Annotated in this window: 22 protein-coding genes and 2 pseudogenes; 7 read left to right on the forward strand and 17 right to left on the reverse strand. The window is 37.6% G+C overall.

Annotated features, from left to right (window positions below; genetic code table 11):
• Positions 1-125: 125 nt before the first annotated feature.
• Positions 126-461, reverse strand: coding sequence for a hypothetical protein (locus tag SKA34_RS04245; protein ID WP_006644277.1), 336 nt, complete (start codon positions 459-461; stop codon positions 126-128).
• 499 nt (positions 462-960) lie between these two features.
• Here SKA34_RS04245 and SKA34_RS04250 point away from each other — a divergent pair, with 499 nt between their 5' ends.
• The gene (locus SKA34_RS04250) at positions 961-1,449 is read left to right on the forward strand and encodes a CreA family protein (RefSeq protein ID WP_006644278.1); all 489 of its coding nucleotides are present in this window, start codon (positions 961-963) and stop codon (positions 1,447-1,449) included.
• Between the two features lie 72 nt (positions 1,450-1,521).
• Here the strand turns inward: SKA34_RS04250 and SKA34_RS04255 are convergent, their stop codons facing one another.
• The 3 genes from SKA34_RS04255 to SKA34_RS04265 all read right to left on the reverse strand — a co-directional run bounded on the left by SKA34_RS04255 (position 1,522) and on the right by SKA34_RS04265 (position 3,399).
• On the reverse strand, positions 1,522-1,800 hold the full coding sequence (locus SKA34_RS04255) for a hypothetical protein (RefSeq protein ID WP_006644279.1): 279 nt from the start codon (positions 1,798-1,800) through the stop codon (positions 1,522-1,524).
• Between the two features lie 466 nt (positions 1,801-2,266).
• A complete protein-coding gene (mog, locus tag SKA34_RS04260) occupies positions 2,267-2,800 on the reverse strand; it encodes a molybdopterin adenylyltransferase (RefSeq protein ID WP_006644280.1) in 534 nt (177 codons plus the stop codon).
• Between the two features lie 146 nt (positions 2,801-2,946).
• On the reverse strand, positions 2,947-3,399 hold the full coding sequence (locus SKA34_RS04265; protein ID WP_006644281.1) for an isoprenylcysteine carboxylmethyltransferase family protein: 453 nt from the start codon (positions 3,397-3,399) through the stop codon (positions 2,947-2,949).
• A 130-nt stretch (positions 3,400-3,529) separates the two neighbouring features.
• Between SKA34_RS04265 and SKA34_RS04270 the strand changes: the two genes are divergently transcribed.
• Both SKA34_RS04270 and SKA34_RS04275 read left to right on the forward strand, forming a co-directional pair.
• On the forward strand, positions 3,530-4,051 hold the full coding sequence (locus SKA34_RS04270; RefSeq protein WP_006644282.1) for a M48 family metallopeptidase: 522 nt from the start codon (positions 3,530-3,532) through the stop codon (positions 4,049-4,051).
• An 86-nt stretch (positions 4,052-4,137) separates the two neighbouring features.
• Positions 4,138-4,488 (forward strand): hypothetical protein, encoded by a 351-nt coding sequence (locus SKA34_RS04275; protein ID WP_006644283.1) that lies wholly within the window; start codon positions 4,138-4,140, stop codon positions 4,486-4,488.
• Positions 4,489-4,546: 58 nt separating this feature from the next.
• On the opposite strand, the gene SKA34_RS23780 is transcribed toward SKA34_RS04275, so the two are convergent.
• Positions 4,547-4,678, reverse strand: a complete 132-nt coding sequence (locus SKA34_RS23780) for a hypothetical protein (RefSeq protein ID WP_006644284.1) — start codon at positions 4,676-4,678, stop codon at positions 4,547-4,549.
• Between the two features lie 300 nt (positions 4,679-4,978).
• Between SKA34_RS23780 and SKA34_RS04280 the strand changes: the two genes are divergently transcribed.
• Positions 4,979-5,401: a DUF3010 family protein gene (locus tag SKA34_RS04280; protein WP_006644285.1), complete on the forward strand. Its 423-nt coding sequence runs from the start codon at positions 4,979-4,981 to the stop codon at positions 5,399-5,401.
• Between the two features lie 182 nt (positions 5,402-5,583).
• On the opposite strand, the gene SKA34_RS04285 is transcribed toward SKA34_RS04280, so the two are convergent.
• The 4 genes from SKA34_RS04285 to SKA34_RS04300 all read right to left on the reverse strand — a co-directional run bounded on the left by SKA34_RS04285 (position 5,584) and on the right by SKA34_RS04300 (position 11,078).
• Entirely contained in the window at positions 5,584-8,139 is a 2,556-nt protein-coding gene (locus tag SKA34_RS04285) for a glycosyl hydrolase family 18 protein (protein ID WP_006644286.1), read from the reverse strand.
• Positions 8,140-8,528: 389 nt separating this feature from the next.
• Positions 8,529-9,077 (reverse strand): rhodanese domain-containing protein, encoded by a 549-nt coding sequence (locus SKA34_RS04290; protein ID WP_006644287.1) that lies wholly within the window; start codon positions 9,075-9,077, stop codon positions 8,529-8,531.
• 149 nt (positions 9,078-9,226) lie between these two features.
• Positions 9,227-10,669: a helicase HerA-like domain-containing protein gene (locus SKA34_RS04295; RefSeq protein ID WP_006644288.1), complete on the reverse strand. Its 1,443-nt coding sequence runs from the start codon at positions 10,667-10,669 to the stop codon at positions 9,227-9,229.
• 19 nt (positions 10,670-10,688) lie between these two features.
• A complete protein-coding gene (locus tag SKA34_RS04300) occupies positions 10,689-11,078 on the reverse strand; it encodes a hypothetical protein (protein ID WP_006644289.1) in 390 nt (129 codons plus the stop codon).
• 849 nt (positions 11,079-11,927) lie between these two features.
• Between SKA34_RS04300 and SKA34_RS04305 the strand changes: the two genes are divergently transcribed.
• Positions 11,928-12,773, forward strand: a complete 846-nt coding sequence (locus SKA34_RS04305; RefSeq protein WP_006644290.1) for a mechanosensitive ion channel family protein — start codon at positions 11,928-11,930, stop codon at positions 12,771-12,773.
• 56 nt (positions 12,774-12,829) lie between these two features.
• On the opposite strand, the gene SKA34_RS04310 is transcribed toward SKA34_RS04305, so the two are convergent.
• Positions 12,830-13,618: a ParA family protein gene (locus SKA34_RS04310; RefSeq protein ID WP_006644291.1), complete on the reverse strand. Its 789-nt coding sequence runs from the start codon at positions 13,616-13,618 to the stop codon at positions 12,830-12,832.
• A gap of 88 nt (positions 13,619-13,706) precedes the next feature.
• Positions 13,707-13,922: pseudogene (locus SKA34_RS04315) on the reverse strand (VOC family protein); the annotation flags it as partial.
• Positions 13,923-13,977: 55 nt separating this feature from the next.
• Here SKA34_RS04315 and SKA34_RS04325 point away from each other — a divergent pair.
• A protein-coding gene (locus SKA34_RS04325; protein ID WP_086004105.1) for an IS3 family transposase occupies positions 13,978-15,155 on the forward strand; the annotation gives its coding sequence in 2 pieces (ribosomal slippage) (positions 13,978-14,236 and positions 14,236-15,155; 1,179 coding nt in all).
• A 7-nt stretch (positions 15,156-15,162) separates the two neighbouring features.
• On the opposite strand, the pseudogene SKA34_RS04330 reads toward SKA34_RS04325, so the two are convergent.
• From SKA34_RS04330 to SKA34_RS04345, 4 genes and pseudogenes are all read right to left on the reverse strand, one after another.
• Positions 15,163-15,351: pseudogene (locus tag SKA34_RS04330) on the reverse strand (VOC family protein); the annotation flags it as partial.
• Positions 15,352-15,382: 31 nt separating this feature from the next.
• Positions 15,383-15,904 (reverse strand): hypothetical protein, encoded by a 522-nt coding sequence (locus SKA34_RS04335; protein WP_006644294.1) that lies wholly within the window; start codon positions 15,902-15,904, stop codon positions 15,383-15,385.
• 36 nt (positions 15,905-15,940) lie between these two features.
• Positions 15,941-16,156: a DUF3820 family protein gene (locus SKA34_RS04340; protein ID WP_005364029.1), complete on the reverse strand. Its 216-nt coding sequence runs from the start codon at positions 16,154-16,156 to the stop codon at positions 15,941-15,943.
• 96 nt (positions 16,157-16,252) lie between these two features.
• On the reverse strand, positions 16,253-16,882 hold the full coding sequence (locus SKA34_RS04345; protein ID WP_006644295.1) for a fumarylacetoacetate hydrolase family protein: 630 nt from the start codon (positions 16,880-16,882) through the stop codon (positions 16,253-16,255).
• A 277-nt stretch (positions 16,883-17,159) separates the two neighbouring features.
• On the opposite strand from SKA34_RS04345, the gene SKA34_RS04350 reads away from it, so the two are divergent.
• The gene (locus SKA34_RS04350) at positions 17,160-17,570 is read left to right on the forward strand and encodes an META domain-containing protein (protein WP_006644296.1); all 411 of its coding nucleotides are present in this window, start codon (positions 17,160-17,162) and stop codon (positions 17,568-17,570) included.
• 37 nt (positions 17,571-17,607) lie between these two features.
• Here the strand turns inward: SKA34_RS04350 and SKA34_RS04355 are convergent, their stop codons facing one another.
• Positions 17,608-18,150, reverse strand: a complete 543-nt coding sequence (locus SKA34_RS04355) for an NUDIX domain-containing protein (protein WP_006644297.1) — start codon at positions 18,148-18,150, stop codon at positions 17,608-17,610.
• A 65-nt stretch (positions 18,151-18,215) separates the two neighbouring features.
• A complete protein-coding gene (locus SKA34_RS04360) occupies positions 18,216-19,904 on the reverse strand; it encodes an asparagine synthase-related protein (RefSeq protein ID WP_006644298.1) in 1,689 nt (562 codons plus the stop codon).
• Between the last annotated feature and the right edge of the window lie 19 nt (positions 19,905-19,923).

Consider the following 19,923-nt stretch of genomic DNA (forward strand, 5'->3'; position numbering starts at 1 on the left):
CGAAGGAGTTTCAATCTATTGCCGTTTTAATGACAAAAATAAAGCCACTGTTTAAAGTGGCTTTATATCGGTAAATTATTTATAAACGCTATCTGTAACAAAGTAGATACTCAAAAATGGATATATTATCTTACTGCTTGCATTTCAAGATTATAAAGACGGATCTCATGTAATACACGTTCTGTCAGAATTTCATTCATGTTGTCACGAACTGACGCTTGCATTTCCGATATAGCAGGAAATACATTCTCATGCATTTCATCTAAACATTCCTTTGATACCTTCATTTTTAAATCAAACTCAAAAGATGCTAAAACCAAAAACTTCTCCATTCGCTCTAAAACGACATCAATCATGTATTGATCAGCATTTAAATCAAGCAATTCCTGCTCAACAATGGTTTCTAAAGGTGTCCGTTCTTTCGGTTGCTCTTTTACTGGAAAAGTAAGAATATTCGACATAATATCCCCCCATAGACAGTAACTGTGAAGTCCCTAACAAATTTCCCTGTAACAATACCGTTACATTTATCCTATGTGTATTTATTCATTCTGAAAAGCACAATTTTGAAAAAACGTTATAACTATAACATTTTTGAAATTTAACACGCCTTACCCTAACCCTACAATCCTTTAATAAACAAATAGATAATGAAATAAAAATAAATATAAACTTTTCTTATTTTTTTTTCGTACAAATGTTGTAAATAACCAACATTGTTTGAATTTTATACATTGCCTATAACAATACGTATTTGATTTGGAGCCTTGTAGCGCCACTTATCCGAGTTACTCAAGCCGTATCTCGGTTTTTTTTATCCTAAAAATAGCAAAACCTTAAGATGTGGTCTAAATATCAAACGTTTAATGAAAATAAGACATTTTTCACGTATAAACCTATATATCGATCTGCCGTAAATAAAAATAAATCGATTACGGCGAATAGACCAAGGAGTGAATAATGAAAAAAACCATAATGGTGGCAGGATTGGTAGCAACAGCGCTATTAACAAGTGGTTGTTCGGATAATGAAGTTGGCGATGTATCACTAGGGGTATTTACCACCAAAGATATTAAATTAAATACTTTAGTCGACCCATTAGTGCCAGGTGTTACCTGTCATATTGCAAGTATTGAGGCAGATTTAAGCTTAGCGGATCCATCCGATTCATCCATTTCATGTCGTCAAACGGGTGAAATTACACATGATATGATTGCAAAAATTGATAAATCAAAATCAGGTGAAGTAGTATTTAAAAAGTCAAAAAGTATCTTCTTTAAAACTATGAAGATTCGTCGTATTTATGATCCTGCTTCTGAAACATTGATGTATTTATCATACTCAACAAAAGAAACATCAGGTAGCTACAAACATAGCTTATCAACTGTGCCTCTTTGGGGAACGAAAGCTTACGTACCCAAAGACGTAACACCACAATCAGCACAGTAATATCAGTATATATACCGCAACAATGTACTTTTAGCATACATAGTTGCGGTATCTCTCATAAGAAAAAGTAATTTAAAACTTGTTAAATCGTCCTTTAACCATGATCGAACCGATCAATGCCATTACAAGACCCGTTAATAACACCACAAAGTTTTTATGACGTTCAGCGGCTAAAACTTTTTCTGCATAATTTGCATTAGGAAAATCAGTGCTACTCGCATGAATATATGATCCCATTTCCATCAGTACATGCTCTTGTCCGACCATACCACTTAAAGAAATAGTTGCCCATAATAGCGATACAACGCCAATTGAAATAGAAATAAAACCCCAGCTTTGTTTAACATCCATATTCTAGCCTGCTTTAAAAACCATAAAACATGGTTTTTTATTTATATAATGGATAAATACACAGTATGTGTAATAAATATCAGAGATGTTTCTCTTTGGTTGCATAGAATATTATAATAGCAATTGAAAAACAAATGATTAATATAAACTAAAAATTGTTCAAAAAGACATCAAATATAGATTTTAGAGTTTTAAAAACAATTAATAACAATTAACTAGCTGTTTTTTAATGATTTAAATTTTTATGTGTTTTTTTTGAATTTCAGTGTTGAAAATATAAATAAATAATTTTGGAATTAATATTTATACTATGCTTAATTTCATGAGCAAGTACTAATTTAATTTACACAAAAATAACAATAAAAAGATATGAGAACACATACAACTGTATATATATACATTGCTATTTGAGTATCACTAAATAAAAAAAGTAACCATAGGTTACTTTTTTATTTATAGCACTGTATTACTTCTGCTTTGGTCTAAAAGGCTTTATCACCGCATCATCACATTCTAAGAATGGACCATTCATTAAATCAATACAGTATGGAATCGCAGGAAAAACAGCATCTAAACATTCACGAATCGATTTAGGCTTACCTGGTAAATTAACAATTAAGCTATCGCCACGTAAACCCGCAGTTTGACGAGACAATATCGCAGTTGGTACAAACTTAAGTGATTCAGCACGCATCAATTCACCGAAACCAGGCATCATACGATCGCAAACAGCTTCAGTCGCTTCAGGCGTCACGTCACGCTTAGCAGGGCCTGTGCCACCTGTTGTAACAATAAGACTGCAGTTTTCCACATCTGCCATTGTAATAAGTGTTGCTTCAATCACATCTTGCTCATCAGGGATCACCTTATAAACAGGCTCCCACTCTGAGGTTAAATAATCATTTAGCGTATCGATAATAGCTTGGCCTGAAATGTCTTCATAAATGCCAGCACTTGCGCGATCACTTACTGTCACAATACCAATTTTCGCTTTGCTCATTCGTTTCCCTCAGTTTTCTTTTGTCTCTTTATTACTCAACCTTTAAAGTAATAAACTCACGTGATCGCAAGTGTAAGGAAAATAACGTCGAGGTAAACCGTTATTTTCCTTACACTCTCTATTCTCAATTAATATCATCTGACGCATTAACACCAACGACGAACATTTCTGCAATATTGCAAATATTCATCACCAAACATAGCGAGTAATACCTCTTCTTCTGGCTCTATTTGAAAATTATTCATCACCCATATAAAAATAGGTACGATCACAAAGCAGCTCAGCGCGGAAAAATAAAAACCAGCAGCGAATAGGAAAAAAACTAAACCTATATACATTGGATTACGCGTAAAACGATAAATACCGGTCGTCACCAACCGTGATGTTTTCTGAGGATGGCGGGGATCAATCGTTGTATTAGCCTTTGCAAACGCAATTATTGCTGTAAATCCTGGGATAACACCAATAAAACACAACACCGAAACCAGCAAGCTCTTACCGCTAAAATCAATTGTTAGAATAGGATAAAAGCGAGAGAGTAAATACATGGCTAACACTGATAGTAACAATAATATTGGAGGTGGGACACGCAACGACATACACAACGCCTTCTAAAACAGATTAAGATATCACTTTGATATTATAGATATATTTATATCTAGTAGATATTTTATTTGCCTCAAATGCGATCAACTTATAGCATGACCGTTTTATCTATTTTGTCACGTTATGCAGCCACTAAAATACCTACAGGGTTATCCTGCTCATCTTACTGAGCAAGTACAACAGCTTATCGATAATGATACGCTCAAGACACTGCTCTTAAAGCGATACCCGACGCCTCATAACATCAAAACAGAAAAAGCACTGTATGATTATGTCGTTGAACTTAAAAATGCCTATCTGAAAAAATCAGCGCCGATCAATAAAGTGGCTTATGATAATAAGATCAACGTTATTAATCATGCACTAGGCCTACATACCTTCATCTCGCGCGTCCATGGAAGTAAGCTAAAAGCCAAGCATGAAATCCGTGTTGCTTCCGTCTTTAAGTCAGCGCCACTTGAATTCCTGCGTATGATTGTGGTTCATGAATTAGCACACTTACGAGAGAAAGAACACAATAAAGCGTTCTACGCATTATGTTGTCACATGGAACCTCGCTATCACCAATTAGAATTCGATATGCGTATGTATCTGACGCAACTTGAGCTATTAGGTCCAATTTACGCTCAACCGAAAAACGGTTAAGACCATTATTCCTCTTTCTATGGAAAAATTAGGTCGTCGATTTAATTACGATTACAATAGCGTAAAACGTCACAGAGATATTAAGCATGCAACAAGAAGAATTTGAGATTTTAGTAAAAGAATTGGCAGCACTCGATAGCGTTTCAGCGATCCTAAATGCCTTAAAAGGCAACGATGAGCCTGAAATTGCAGAAACAGCAGCAGCAATGGTTGGTCACTTTAGTCTTGCTGAAATCGACGGACAACAGCGTATTTACCACGTTTTCACTCAAGAAAACGACCAGGGCGAAGAAGAAGAGTTTGCCGAGTGGGTAATGAATGCTAATGATGAGCTGATGCGCTTCATTGCATGGTTCTTCTACACTACCTTTGAAATTAACGATAAAGAAACGTATCAAGCTGCTGGTCGTTCGTACACACCAGCAAAACGTAGCTAATACGAAAGAATTTAAACCGCCAATAACGTTCTTTTATTGGCGGTTTCTAACTACATACTTATTCATCTTGAGCACGTGGCACCCAGTTACATAACGTAAGCATTTTGATTATTGCGTCATATTCTTCGTTATTTTCAGTATCATTAAGACGTTGAAGGTAAAATTGCGACATCACATTCGTTATAGTCATAACGATTCTCCTCTCTAGAAACTGTACTCAGTTTGCTAAAAAGAACCGTAACTAAAAACAGAACAAATACGATTTCCCCCCTTCCCTATTTCACCATTCTCCATGCGACAACACTGAATAAAACGTCATAAATATAGAAATATGGAACTGTTTTCCAGCTTTATTATCCTTATTTAATTTATCGATATTTTATTAACCTTCGTCTGGATAGAAAGGCGTAAGAAAAATGCAATAGGTACTAACAGCAAATCACTTTTTCGCCTACAATAAGCGCCAAAATATTCAGATTCAGGTGTTAACATGAAAATTTGTGCTGTTGAGCTACGTAGTAACGAAGCGGTTATTTGTCTTCTTTCACTTCAAAATGGCATGTTCGATATTCCACAATGTCGTACTCAAAAGTTCATCATGGAAGATTCTCTAGATAACCAACAAATGCGTGATTTCCAATTCGCATTTAAAAAACTACTGGATGATTACCAAGTAGATAAGGTTGTAATCCGTAACCGTGAAACGCGTGGCAAATTTGCAGGTAGCGCAGTAGGCTTTAAATTAGAATCAGCTATCCAGCTTATTCCAGATGTTGATGTTAACTTCATGACCAATGCTGACATAAAGCAAAAGCTAAAACGTAACCCAATGGCGGTTGATTTCCGTGATACCGGTTTACGTCAATTCCAAGAAGCCGCATTTACAACAGGCTACGCATTTCTTAGCCGTTAATACATTATCTAACATAATGTAATCAATATTTTAAAGGCGCTTTGCTATGACTTAGCGCCTTTTTATCCGCACAGTAAAAAATCCCCTGAGACTTATTACGACTCAGGGGATAATTACTTAAAGCATGTTGTAATGGCTGATGAATAGGTTACTGCGCTATTACCAGCTCATTGATTTTACGCTTATTGACAGTTAGCTACGCCAACTTCTTTCCATACACCCCATTGACCAGATTTCGCAGGGTCTTCGCCACGTGTCCACCACTTAGCTTCCCATACTTTACCGTCTTGAGTTACTTGGTCGCCGCCAGTATAGATAGTTGCTGCATCCCATGCGTTATCACATGTATCAACAGGTGGCTCTACCGTTGTATGTTTAGCAACAACAACTGTCGCTGAAGCGCTTGAGCTTGCTTCGCCATCAGATACCGTTACAGTAAAGACTAAGTTAGTGTCTTGCGTATACTCAGCCGCAGTAAATAGTACTTGTGAACCATTAACTGTTGCATTAACGCCAGCTGGTAATGTCCAATCAAACGTTAGCGAATCACCCGCATCTGCATCAGAAGAAGCTGACGCATCAACAACAACTACATCGCCAGCGTTCGCTGATTGTTGTGCTGTTACACTTGCTACTGGTGCCGTGTTTGTTGGTGGTACGACAACATCTTTAGGGTTTACAGTTACAACAACAATGTCTGATGCCGATGCACCTTTGTTATCTGTTACTGTTAGTTTGAACGTTAATTGCTCAGCTTCTACTACTTCTGCAGCGGCAAAACTTGCTGTAGCAGAATCAGCACCAGTTAATGCTACCGCAGTACCAGATACTTGCTCCCAAGCATAGCTAACAATGCTACCATCAGAATCTTTCGAGCTTGAACCGTCAAGCGCTACTGATGCAGGACCTGAAACAGTTTGATCCGCGCCAGCTGCTGCTGTTGGTGCCTTGTTTGGCTTATCAATCACCGCGCCTGATACACCTTCATGCATTGCATTTAGGATATCACCGTTATCCGCATCAATTTCCCATGAGAATAAACCAGCAAGACCAAGTGATTTAACGTAGTTACCTTTAGCTTTAACTGAGCGATCATCATCAAATGTGATCAAGTCACCCGTTGAACGATTCCACACATAAGGTGCTTCTGCTTGCTCGTCGTAACCATATTCAAAGCCATTGATACCTTGGCTATTAGCACCAAGCATGTATGATTTAATGCCTTTGTAATCAATAACACCGTCTTCCCATACACCTTGAGCTTTGCTGCCCGTCAGTTTGCCAGTACCTGTACCTGTCATTGGATCTGTTGGGTCTGTTAGTGTATCAGGTGTTACACCCGTCCAACCACGACCATACATTGCTGCACCAAGAACCAGTTTATTGGCAGGAACACCCTGATCTAGAAGTAACTGAATACCAATATCAGAGGTATAGGCAGGACCTTTGAGCGGTTCGCCATTTTCGTCAAGACCTGTACCGTCACACTGACCAGGACGCATGAAGTTACCACAGTAAAGTGCAGTTTGGTGACCAGGAACGTTGTTCCAACCGCCGTAGAAGTCATATGTCATTGCGAAGATGTAATCCATGTATTGGATAGCTTCGCCGTAATCAACATCTTCTATCTTATCGTAACCAACACCAATTGCTGATGTTAGCTCATAAGTACGACCAGTATCAGCTTCTAGCTTATCAAGCATTGCACGTAGTTCACGCATTAACGCAATGTAAGCAGGACCATCTTTAACCGCATCACCACGATCTGCTGCTGCACCGCCGCCACCAGGGAATTCCCAGTCAATATCTACACCATCGTAGAATTTCCATGTTTTTAGGAATTTCTCAACAGATGCGACAAATGTGTCACGGTTTGCTTTATCTACAAAATCAAAGAATGGGTCAGACAATGTCCAGCCACCAATTGATGGGATAATTTTCAGATCAGGGTTACGCTGTTTCAATGCCATTAGCATTGCATAGTTACCCTTGATAGGTGTGCTATATTCATGACCAGCTTGCTTAAAGCTCTTTTGGAATGCAGCCCATGGGTCATGGATAACAACTTCGTAATCATCAACGCCTTTACACGCAGTTTGTAGTGCGTTAAAGCTATTACCACCTACCGATTTCACAGACTCGTTTGGACCACAAACTGGGATGAATCCATAAAGAATATGGGTCAAGTTGTCTGCAGGAATGTTATCTACTGTATATTCACGACCATAGATACCCCACTCAACGAAATACGTACCCATAACAACGCTTGGGTCGGTATCATATGATTTGTTGTTTGGATCAACATTCATTGCTAGAGGAGGTAAGTGTGAACCATCTGTATCTGCAATAGTAATTTGTGCTGGCGCACTTTTCGCACAACCTGTTTCGTCACAGGCCTCTATTTCCATTTGATACAAGCCGCCTTGCTCGTACTCAAAAGAAGCTGTGGTTTGACTACCTTTGATTGGGCCAGATGCGACCTTTTCACCATCAAAATAGATGTTGTAAGTATCGCCTGATTCACCACTCCATTGGTTAAATTTCACATTAATCTTAGCTTTGTCATGGTATGTAACCATATCGTTATAGCCAGATGTTGTTTCCATTGCTAGCTCAATTTTAGAGAACTGAAGGTTGTTAGAACCATACAGATCAATGCTTGGCGCCGTAGGTGCCGCAAATGCAGTGCCTGACAGTGCAAGGGATATTCCTACTGCACAAAGGTTAAATCGAATCATAATCTATCTCTCAATCCTTGAATTTATACTCAACATTAAGCACATAATGCTTCTACGTCTGGTACAGGGTATGACTTTTTTTATAAGTAGAAACATGTATTCAGCATTTCAGAGACTGGCTATTTTTCAAAAAAAATAAGTCAGGTATCCATTCTTTTGCACAAATATTCATACAATAATTTTTAGATTTCATGGATTTTGCAACAAGAGGCAAAAATTCAACAACATTTTGATAACATTTAACGATAAGAAAAATGCTCATCGAAAAGCTGTTTTTATGTGAAAAAAAAGTTTTTTAGAAGAAGGGAAGACAAAGTCACTGATAACTTTTCTAAAATAACGTTATCGATAAATCTCATTTATCAATGACTTTGATTTATATATCACAGTTAGATATGGCGTTTAATTTCAGAGTATCCACCATCAATTTGAATAAAATGACATTTTCGTAGTAATTTCAGCAGTGAGATAGCAATCAAAGAACGATAACCTCCAGCACAATGGACAACGAAGTTATCTTTCTCTGAAGGCAGTTTGCCCTGCACAATATCGGATAACGGTAATGACTCAGCATTAGGCAGCGCACCTTTTGCTATTTCATCTTGTTCACGCACATCTAAAATATTTAGCTCTGACGCTTTCGTTACTAACATTTCAGCAGATATGTGTTCCACCTGAGATAATTTCCCTTCAAGCGCTTGGAAACTGATATGGGTATAACCTAGGGCTTGCAATGTTTCTTTTACTTGATCTTGATTATTAGGCGAAGCGATAACGTCTAATTGAATGTCTTTATCCGGTAGTATTAATTCAAGCCACCATTTAAATTGTTTTCCACCAAATCCAACAAATACACTTCCTTCAACATGACCCGCTAAGAACTCATTAGAACTTCGCGTATCAATCAAGATTTTTTTTCTATCTGTAAAAATATGCACGTCTACTATTATCCTTTAAAAATAGAAGCTAAAGACCTTACGCTTTTCTTATAAAAAAGCCATGGTCGCAATAACATATTTATCGACAACAATATAAGGTTTCCCCCCCCCCTCTTTATCGATAACACATAAGAGATTTATTCATTAAATTAACGCCGCTTGAATAACGCTCTTACGATTGCATTCGCAAGTTGCCTTAATAAGGTTTTTATAAACGATTCTGTGTATGTTTGACGCTGAGAGCGACGAGGCTTTCGAATACTTGCACGTTCCTGTTTCTCATGTTCAGCTTCTTGTGCTTGTTGCTTTTTCTGCTCTGTGCGCTTGTTTAATATTTCATGAGCTGACTCACGATTCACTGCTACTCTATATTGCTGAAAATACTGGCTGGCATTTAGCATTTCAATGCGCTTATCTGCACTAATAGGACCAATTTGCGACTCCGGAGGGCGAATAGTGACATGCTCAACCACAGACGGGACACCGCCTTCCCCCAACACAGAAACTAATGCTTCACCTACGCCTAATTCTCCCAGCAAGGTAACAACATCTAAATTTGGGTTATCCCTAAATGATTCAGCTGCAACTTTTACCACTTTTCTTTCTTTTGGGGTATAAGCACGTAACGCATGTTGAATGCGATTACCCAGTTGCCCTAATACTGAATCTGGAATATCGGTTGGATTTTGACTTACAAAATAGATGCCTACCGCTTTAGAGCGAATCAAACGTACCACTTGTTCAATCTGATCTAAGAAGACTTTAGGTACATCATCAAACAGTAGATGAGCCTCATCGAAAAAGAACACAAATTTAGGTTTATCAAGATCACCGACTTCCGGTAGGTTTTCATAAAGCTCAGACAACAACCATAATAAGAAGGTTGAGTATAACTTTGGCGATTGGATCAAGGTACTAGCATCCAGAATATTTATAATGCCCCGACCATCTGTGGCCGTTTTCATGAAATCATGGTAATCCAATGCTGGCTCACCAAAAAATTCGCTACCACCTTGGCGTTTAAAGCCCAATAAACGACGTTCAATAGCAGCAATAGAGGACTTACTGATACGTCCGTACATCCCACCCAGTTGTTTTGAGTTATCGCCTAAGTAATTTAGTGCGGTAGAAAAATCATCCAAATCCAACATTGGCATTTTGTTTTCTTCTGCATATTCAAACGCTAAATTAATTAATCCTTCTTGGACATCATTACAATCTAACAAACGACTTAATAATAGCGGTCCCATGTCTTCTAACGTGGCACGGATTTTTGCCCCTTTCTTTCCAAACAAATCCCAGAACTCAACGGGAAAAGAAGTAAATTGAAAATCATCAATTCCAATTTCTCGACAACGCTTTTGAACAACTGCATTATCAGTACCTGCCTTCGCTATACCTGATAAGTCACCTTTTACATCAGCAAGAAACACAGGCACACCAAGAGATGAGAACCCTTCAGCTAAACACTGAAGTGTTACCGTTTTGCCTGTACCTGTTGCTCCAGCAATAAAACCATGACGATTGGCATATTTGGGATGGATCCCAATTTTATTTTCGCCCTTACCGATAAGAATTATGTCACTTTTCATACTCAAAGATTCTCTACATTTATGATTCTATCCTAATCAAATTTAGACTGAAGTCCTTAAAATTACGATAAATAATCATAAACGTAGAGTCACTTTGAGGCTTAAACGAAACCATTAATTTAGGCTTAAACATAAATAACACAGCAATGATGACGAACACGAATGGAATGACGACAAGGTTAAGTTGATACCAACTAATCGTGTTATTCAACCAACCTGCAACTGAGCTAAACACCACAGATTCATTATATCCTTGTGCTTTTGCTTTATCTTTTGGTTGGTAAGTAGTGGTTAAAAACCGTGTTGCAGCAATAAACATGAAGTTCCAACCAATGCCTAAGAAAATGAGTGCCGTATTAAATTGTATTAAAGGTGTACCTTTTAAATTGATGATGCAGCACACCAACATACATAAATACTGCTCCCAATATGATCGTCTTTTTCGCGCCTATTCGATCAATAATATGCCCTGTAAAAAATGATAGTAAAAACATCCCCAACACATGTCATTGAATTACTTGAGTTGATTATTCAAAGCAGTATCCATACTTGTTTGTTCATCATCACCTCCGTATAAAAAACATCCAATGAAAATACTAATATGGATATAAAGGTCTAAATAGCACTTATTAACACGGTCTTTTGTGCACATCACTGATTATTTCACCACTAATGACTATTTTAATAAAAGTTCTCATATTACATTCAACGATTAATACACAATTAAAATTATCAAAAAAGCATTAACCCTCTATAAAAAAATATAACCCACACACTAATAAAACGGCGAACGATAAAAATAAAACATTGATTTATAATGAAATAAAACCAACCAAGTCGGTAGATAAATATGCATTATAAAAACTAATGACAATCTCTATTTTTTTTCATTTCCCCGTATTTAGGAGATACGTATAATTCGCGTCAACAAGAGAGCCTAATGCCTCTAAATCTACTTTTTTAATTACTTTTATCTCGTTTTATACAGTATCAGGTTGTGACTATGACTAAGAAAATCATCAAAAAAATTGCCGTCGCTTACCAACGTTCTTTTACTGAGCTATACAAACGCGATAATAAATAAGATCTCAACATCTTTTTAAAGGAGCTTATCGCTCCTTTTTTTATAACTATTTTTTACTGTAAATAAATAGTTGTCTTATACATTCCTCTATAAAGTTTTGATTTCTCTAACACATTCATCAATTTTTTTTGATATAACTCTTTATTGATATATTGAGATAAAAAAGGAATAACGATGGATAAGGTTATGGAAGTCATTAACTTCCTCATCGCAAACAAATTACTACTAAGTGCTATGATTATTGTGATTATTTCACTGATCCGTCGTCTGGTTTTAACCAAAATTCGAGGGGAAGAACTCTTTCTTTCAGAAGAACAACGAAAATGGATGTCTCGAACCAAAAATGGCACCTTTTCTATTCTTATCCTTTTACTCTTCATCCTTTGGCGCTCAGAAATTAATGAGTTTGCATTATCTGTCACTGCGATCGCGGTTGCCATTGTTGTCGCGTCGAAAGAAATTATTCTTTGTATTACGGGATCAATTCAACGCGCAAGCTCACGTTCGTTTCGAATTGGTGACTGGATTGAAGTGGGCAAGTTATGTGGCGAAGTCATCGAACACAATATGATGGCAACGGTTATCCAAGAGATCGATCTTCATCATGGTCAATATGATTACACAGGGAAAACAGCAACCTTACCCAATAGCATGTTTTTCACTTACCCTGTAAAAAACCTCAATTTTATGAAACGTTATGTTTACCATAACTTTTCTATCGTAGTACCCAACTTCCTCAACCTCTATCCTTTACTACCATCTATGGTCAAAAAAATAGAGCATCATTGCGAAGATTTTATCGAAGTCGCTCGTCGCTATAACAGCATGATAGAAAAGCATGCGGGTGTTGATTTACCCGGTTCAGAGCCGCACATCCATATCAGTAGTGGTGCGACAGGAGAACAAATTGTTCACTTCATGTTATTTTGTCCAACAGAGCAAGCAACACATTTAGAGCAAGAAATTCGACAAGATTTTATGGAGGAATACGATAAGCATTTTCCCCGAAAAGATGATTAATAAAAAAGAGCGAGTATCAATCTCGCTCTTTTTTACTTTAAGCATGATAAAGACTGCTAATTTTTAACGACTTGTTTAACATTACTTAATTGTTGATGTAATAGAGAAAATTGCTGGGTTAACTTATGCTTTGGTTGGAAATGAATAAGCGGAATTTGTTGAAAATGTGATTCTTTCATTTTGATCGATTGAGGTAGATAAGGCTCTAGGACTGGAAAGCCTAATTCTTTTACGCTCTCAATAATTTGACGAGGGAAATTTGCCTGAGCATTAAACATATTGACCACAATACCTTCTAATGACAACTCACGATTATGATCGTCTCGAAGCTCTGCTAAATTGTCCATTAAATTGATCAATGCCTGTTGTGAAAAACTATCACAATCAAATGGGATCAATAAGTGATGCGCCGCAATTAATCCAGATTTAGTATAAAAATTTAGATTTGGTGGGGTATCAATATAAATATGTTCATATTCTTTTTCTAATTCATCTAAAGTTTCACGTAACTTATAGATCTTATAGCGGCGTTCTAATTCTGGCTCTAATTTATCTAATTTAGGGCTCGATGGAATGAGAAATAAATTGTCGTAATCAGTCGGTTGGGGGTAATCCAATGTTGGTGATGCCATTGAAAACCAAGAGGCGGTTTGATTGAGTAAATCAGCAATGGTTTTATCGCTTTTTTGATTAATATCATACCCTAAATAGTGGCTTGAATTACCTTGGACATCGAGATCTATCACAAGTGTCTTGTGCCCTTTCGCCGCACTGATAGCCGCTAAATTTACGGTAATACTTGATTTACCTACCCCACCTTTCTGATTAAATATAATCCTGCGCATCACATCCCTTCCAATGTTTAATTATCAACCAACACAATATACCTTCATATGCATATCTTTGTTAGCTAAAAACCCACACTTCTTAAAGTTAAGACTGATACAACTCAAGAGGTAACCCATCAGGATCGCTAAAAAAAGTAAATTTCTTTCCCGTTAATTCATCAATTCGAATAGCTTCGACCTCAATATGATGTTCAACTAAATATGCTACAACAGATTCCACATCATCAACTGAAAATGCCAGATGACGTAGCCCTTGAGCCTCAGGATAACTGGGTCTTTTAGGCTGTAGTGGCATAGTGAATTTGGTCACTTAGTTAGAGGTGATATCATCACTTCATACGTTAACAGGTGACACTATGACAAATCGTACAAGACGACTATTCAGCGCAGAATTCAAGCTCGAGGCTTCACAGTTAGTGATTGATCAAAATTACTCAGTGGCAGAAGCCGCCCAAGCCATGAATGTGGGTAAATCCACGATGGATAAATGGGTTCGTCAGCTTAAACAAGAACGACAAGGCAAAACGCCAAAAGCTTCGCCTATGACCCCTGAGCAAATAGAAATTCGGGAATTAAAAAAGAAGTTAGCTCGTCTTGAAGAGCATAATGAAATATTAAAAAAAGCCACGGCTCTGTTGATGTCGGACTCACTGAACAATTCTTGATGATCAAGAAACTCAAGCAGAGCTATAGCGTAAAAACATTATGCGAAGTCTTCAATGTTCATCGAAGTAGTTATAACTATTGGCTAAAGCGTCCAACAGCGATTAGGGCGGAAACAGTCAAACTTCGCAGCTTAGTTAGTGAGGCCCACGCAGCAAGCAACGCCTCTGCGGGAGCGAGGACTATTGCAGATATAGTCACAAATCAGGGTTTAAAACTGAGCCGATACCGAGCAACAAAACTCATGAGAGAGCTTGGTTTAGTCAGTTGCCAACAGCCAAAGCATCGATACAGAAAGGCTTCTCAAGAACATGTTGAGGTTCCAAATCACTTGGGCCGACAGTTTGCTGTTACCGCCCCAAATGAAGTTTGGGTTGGTGATGTTACGTATATTTGGACAGGAAATCGCTGGATGTATTTAGCGGTTGTTATTGATCTTTTTGCCCGCAAAGTGATTGGTTGGTCGATGTCTTTATCACCTGATTCCAGTCTGACAGGCAAAGCTCTTTCAATGGCTTATGAGTCGCGTGGTAAGCCGAAAGGCGTCATGTTCCACAGCGATCAAGGTAGCCACTATACAAGTCGAAAGTACCGTCAATTACTGTGGCGTTTTAAGATAAAACAGAGTTTATCTCGCCGAGGAAATTGCTGGGATAATGCACCAATGGAGCGTTTCTTTAGAAGCTTAAAGACCGAATGGGTGCCAACAGTGGGTTATCGTAGTTTTGCTGAAGCTCAACAAGAGATCATCCGCTACATTATCGGGTATTACTGTCAACTCAGGCCGCATCAATATAATGGCGGCCTAACTCCCAACGAATCAGAACGATTATATTGGGAAAACTCTAAAACCGTGGCCAATTTTAGTTGACCACTACAGGCGCATCAGGGAAAGAAAATAGCTCGACTTGGCTATTATCCGGTAAACGTAGATCTAGTTTGTACGATTGACGTTGCGCTCTATAAGTTTCCTTAATGATCTCTAGTTTTAATATTTGACTATAGAAATACTTAGATCGCTGATAATCAGAGCATATGAGTGCAACATGATGTACTCCGTTAAACATAGAATGACTTCCTTATATGATTTTGACTGGATTAATTAGATGGGCCATTAGTAATATAGGTTTTTTCATAAGGAGCTAATAAGTATGGGTTATTATTAATATCAACGTCTTTAATATGATTTCCCGAATAATTTAAATACGTGAGTTCTTTATTTTTTTTCACATCGAGAGAGGTTAAGTGATTGAAACTCACATTCAGCACTTGTAATTGTTTATTATACTTAGTTTTCAATTTACTAAGCTGGTTATGTTCAACACTAAGCAGCTCTAATTTAGAGTTATGACTAATATCAAGCTGGGTTAAATGATTATGTGCTAAATCTAGCTTTTGTAGGTTCGGAAAATTACTCAATTCTTTAATTTTGGATATATGCAAACCATCACATTTCAATTCAGTAATTTGATCGCTATGCGCTTTTCCTTGCAAAATAACGCAACGTTTAAAGTTAGCATCAGCAAAGGGAATATCACTGATTGCCGCATAATGCTGGGCGCAACCTGACAGTATCAATCCACAAAAAAACAACAATATAAATGAGAGTACTTTTTTCATTTAAAAATCTTTCTCTTACCAGTATTGAAATTACGATTAGTCTTTACGCAATGGTCGAATCACGCTTTCTAGACCTTCAATTTTAAAATCAAGCGCCAAAGCCATCAGCATACCTAACTCACCTTCAGGAAAGCCTTGCTTCTGAAACCACAATAAATACTCTTCAGGTAAATCAATAAGGATTCGACCAGCGTACTTACCAAACGGCATTTTCATATTTGCTAATTTAATAACATGCTCTTGCTGAAACATTACTTTCTTCACATAGAAAAACAGCTAAGTATTGTAACAATGCTTAGCTGTAAATATGCGAAATTTTTGTAAATTAAAAATCAGATTATTATAACGCTATGCCGCATCCCATGACTGGGTAACCACTCTCTGCCCATCAATATAAAGGCTTGCAGTGTAATGCCCACCAGCATTCACTTCGCCGACACCTTTTGGTGTCCCCGTCATAACAATATCACCATCTTCTAATGTCATGAATGATTGAATCTCTTGCAAAATAGCGGCAGGTTTTGTGATCATTTGAGAGCTGACTCCACGCTGTAAAACGTCTTGTTGTTGTTCAAGCACTACTTCAAATTCAGTTTCAGCAATATTAGGAAGTGGCACGAAATCACTAAAAAGCACGGATCCATCAAACGCTTTTGCTCGTTCCCACGGTAATCCCTTCTGTTTTAAGGTCGCTTGCAATTCTCGTTTTGTTAAATCAATTCCCACTCCCGCAGCCATAAACTGACCTTGTTGGTACATAAAACAAATTTCAACTTCATAATGTATAGAATCGTTACTATGCTTAGCATTGAGTTGTTGAGAAATGGCAGAATTGGGTTTCGTAAACAAAACAAGTTGCGTAGGAATTTCATTATTTAACTCATGGATATGCTCAACGTAATTTCGACCGACACATACCACTTTTGATGGTGTTATATACTTATCTCCAGTGGGTGAACTTAGCGTAACCTTCTGCATTAAATAATTATCCTTAATAATCATGATTACACCTATTATTCATATTTTTATGAATTAATAAAAACATACAAATAAAAAAAAGATGCCGTTTACATTTTTACTGTTATTTGTCACACTTCATGGCTTGTTTAGTTTTAATGTTCATCTGACTTTTGTAAGCAAGACAAAGAACAACGTTGCGTTATTATTGACACACCTGACTATTGACCGTTGTCTTTTTATCATCGTCAACATCTGTATCTAACGCACCTTCTTGCTGTTCGACATGAGAAATATAATGAAAAAGATTTTATTAAGTACGCTTTTACTGACATCACTATTAACTGGTTGTAGCTCTTCCCCTAAAGATGCTGCTGCGCTTCCAAGCACATGGGCAGTAATGGCGATTGATGGGCATTCAGAGCCTGTAGATGCATTACCTAAGCAACCAGAATTAGTGATTGATAATAATTTAACCGTCACTTACCACGGTTGTAATACATTGAAAGGCAAGCTAACACTAACTGGCCCGAATTTACTCACTAAAAATTTAGCATCGACCCGTAAAATGTGTATTCAAAACGAACAAGCAATTGTTGATGGATTCGTAAAAAGAATGCTAACAGGTCCATCAGATTACCTAGTGAACCAGAACACATTGATTATCAGCTCTGAACGTCACACCGTGACATTTAAAAAAGTGAAATAATTCACCGGATACAACGGAGGCTCAATGCCTCCGTTTTTTATGCGTTAACGGTTATTAGCTCTTCTGCTATAAGTTTTAATAAAAAGGTTTCACGCTCAATCGACATCCCCTTTTTCTCAGAATGTTTAATCGTCTCTTCATTATGCGCTATCGCATCAAAAATATTGATCCATACCGGCTTCATGCCATTTTTAATTTCGTAATCTTCAAAGCGAGTTGCGCCTAAATCTTTATCAATAGTACAAACGTAACAGTATGATTTCATATAAACCACATCATGATCTGGCTTGTACCAAGGGCGATATTCGTCATATTGACCAAATGCTTTAATGTCTCGAATATTTCTTGCGCCAGTTTCTTCTTGTAGTTCTCGGATCAACCCTTCGACTTTATCTTCTCCAGCGTCAATGCCACCACCAGGTAAGGTGTAATCATGATAACGCTCTGTGTATAACATCAAAATATCTTCACCATTTAATACAATGGCTCTTGCAGCATCGCGTTGAAATATAGCAAAGTCCGTTGTATTAAAGTCAATATTGGAAAGATCAGGGTGAACAGATAGTTTTAAAAATCGCATATAACGCAGAACTCATCACTGTCGATAACTAGGCTGCGTATTTTAGCTAACTCTGCTTATGATTACTAATGAGGGGATTTCAGGACTTGATTCATACGCTTAACAACATTCAATGTCGACTCGCCACGGTATAACCCTAATGCAGTCAGTATGCAATTAGCCCCTAGGTAATGACGATTATAAAACTCACCTTTCGCATCAAATAAGGTGCTGACACCTATTTTCAGTAGATCCAGTTTATTTCTAACATTAGACGCTAGCTGCCACTGGCTTAACGGCGGTAATAGATTATTTTTTAACGGACAAGGTAAATGTCCCGGATAGGTTTGCCACGGCGTAAGTAACGCTTCTGAATACGACTGATTCAGCCATTTCATATAAAGTTGATGTTTTACCGCTGAAGATACTGGTAACGCGAACATCACTGTTAGCATCTCTTTACTGTAGAAAGGTAAGTGAAAATCTAATCGAAATTTATCCATATCTTCTAGTGCAGGAGCGATATGTTGGTGTTGATCATTTTCCCATAAAAAGAGTTGAAAAGCTTTATCTAGCGGTAAGTGTGAGTACTGACATAAGCATTCAACAATATTTTGCTCTAATTGCCGCTGCAATTTCGCACCTTGCTTTACCATTCTTTTAGGAATAAAAGCATGTTGATGTTTTAAATATGCTTTTGCCACAGCAAAAGGGTCACCACTGGCACATGCGGCAAGAATATGATCATCACAAAACACCATACCAATGCATACACTCCCCCCATTACCTGACCATACTAGCCTTGGCCTCTCCACTTGCTGATAAAATGGATACTGTGTTGATCGCCAATAATGCCCTAAACGTTGCTCGATACTATGCTCTTGAGTATCACTGACATTCACAATGTGTAGTGGAAAATCATGACATTGCGCAAAAACTTCTGCATAAACCTCATCTTGCGAGCGTTGATAGGAGAAATTCATGCATTCTAATTTTATTCCTCTCTTTAACAACTCAGCGACAATGACACGAGAATCTAACCCACCCGACAGTGTACTGATCGCATGAAGATCATTACCTATTGCTAGATCGACCGCTTGCTTAAAGGCATAATCTAACTGAAGCACCCCCTCTATATCATCAATACAATTAAACGGCATATCTGACCATCGAAAGTATCGCTCTTTCACCAGTGAAGCGCTTGCTAAGGTTAATTTTTCTCCCGGTTGAATAGAGTGCACTTCGTTATAGTGGGTTTTATTACCAAGTGAGTAACCGATTACCGCATATTCAGTCGCCCCCGCTAAATTGGTTGTTAACGTCACACTTAACTCATCGAATAAACGTAAACAGGAACTGAAAATCACGCTCCCTTTATATTTCATATAATAAAGCGGACGTATTGCTAGGCTATCAGCAAAAATAGTTAATGCTCGTTGTTGCTTGTTATAATCTAACACGCAATACGTACCTTGAGCCTTAGCCAATAGTTGTGGGAAATTCGAAAGGCTCTGCTGCAAAAGCGTATTAACATCTTTAGTTAATGAAGAAGACATTAAGGTATGTCCGAGAACCATAGAAAAGCGTAGATGATTTTCAGCCCAGCTCGATTCTCGATGACAATCAATCGCGACTCGGCAAAAATACAAATGATTATCGAAATACTCGTGTCTTATATCGGTCGGATTACGCGATAAATGTTGAGCTATCTCTTTTTTTATGAGCAATAAATCTGAAGTCCAAGATTCTGAAATCACACCTGCAACAATACTCATTCATCTCTCCCACTGTGAA

The organism is Photobacterium sp. SKA34, from assembly GCF_000153325.1.
Lineage (GTDB): Bacteria > Pseudomonadota > Gammaproteobacteria > Enterobacterales > Vibrionaceae > Photobacterium.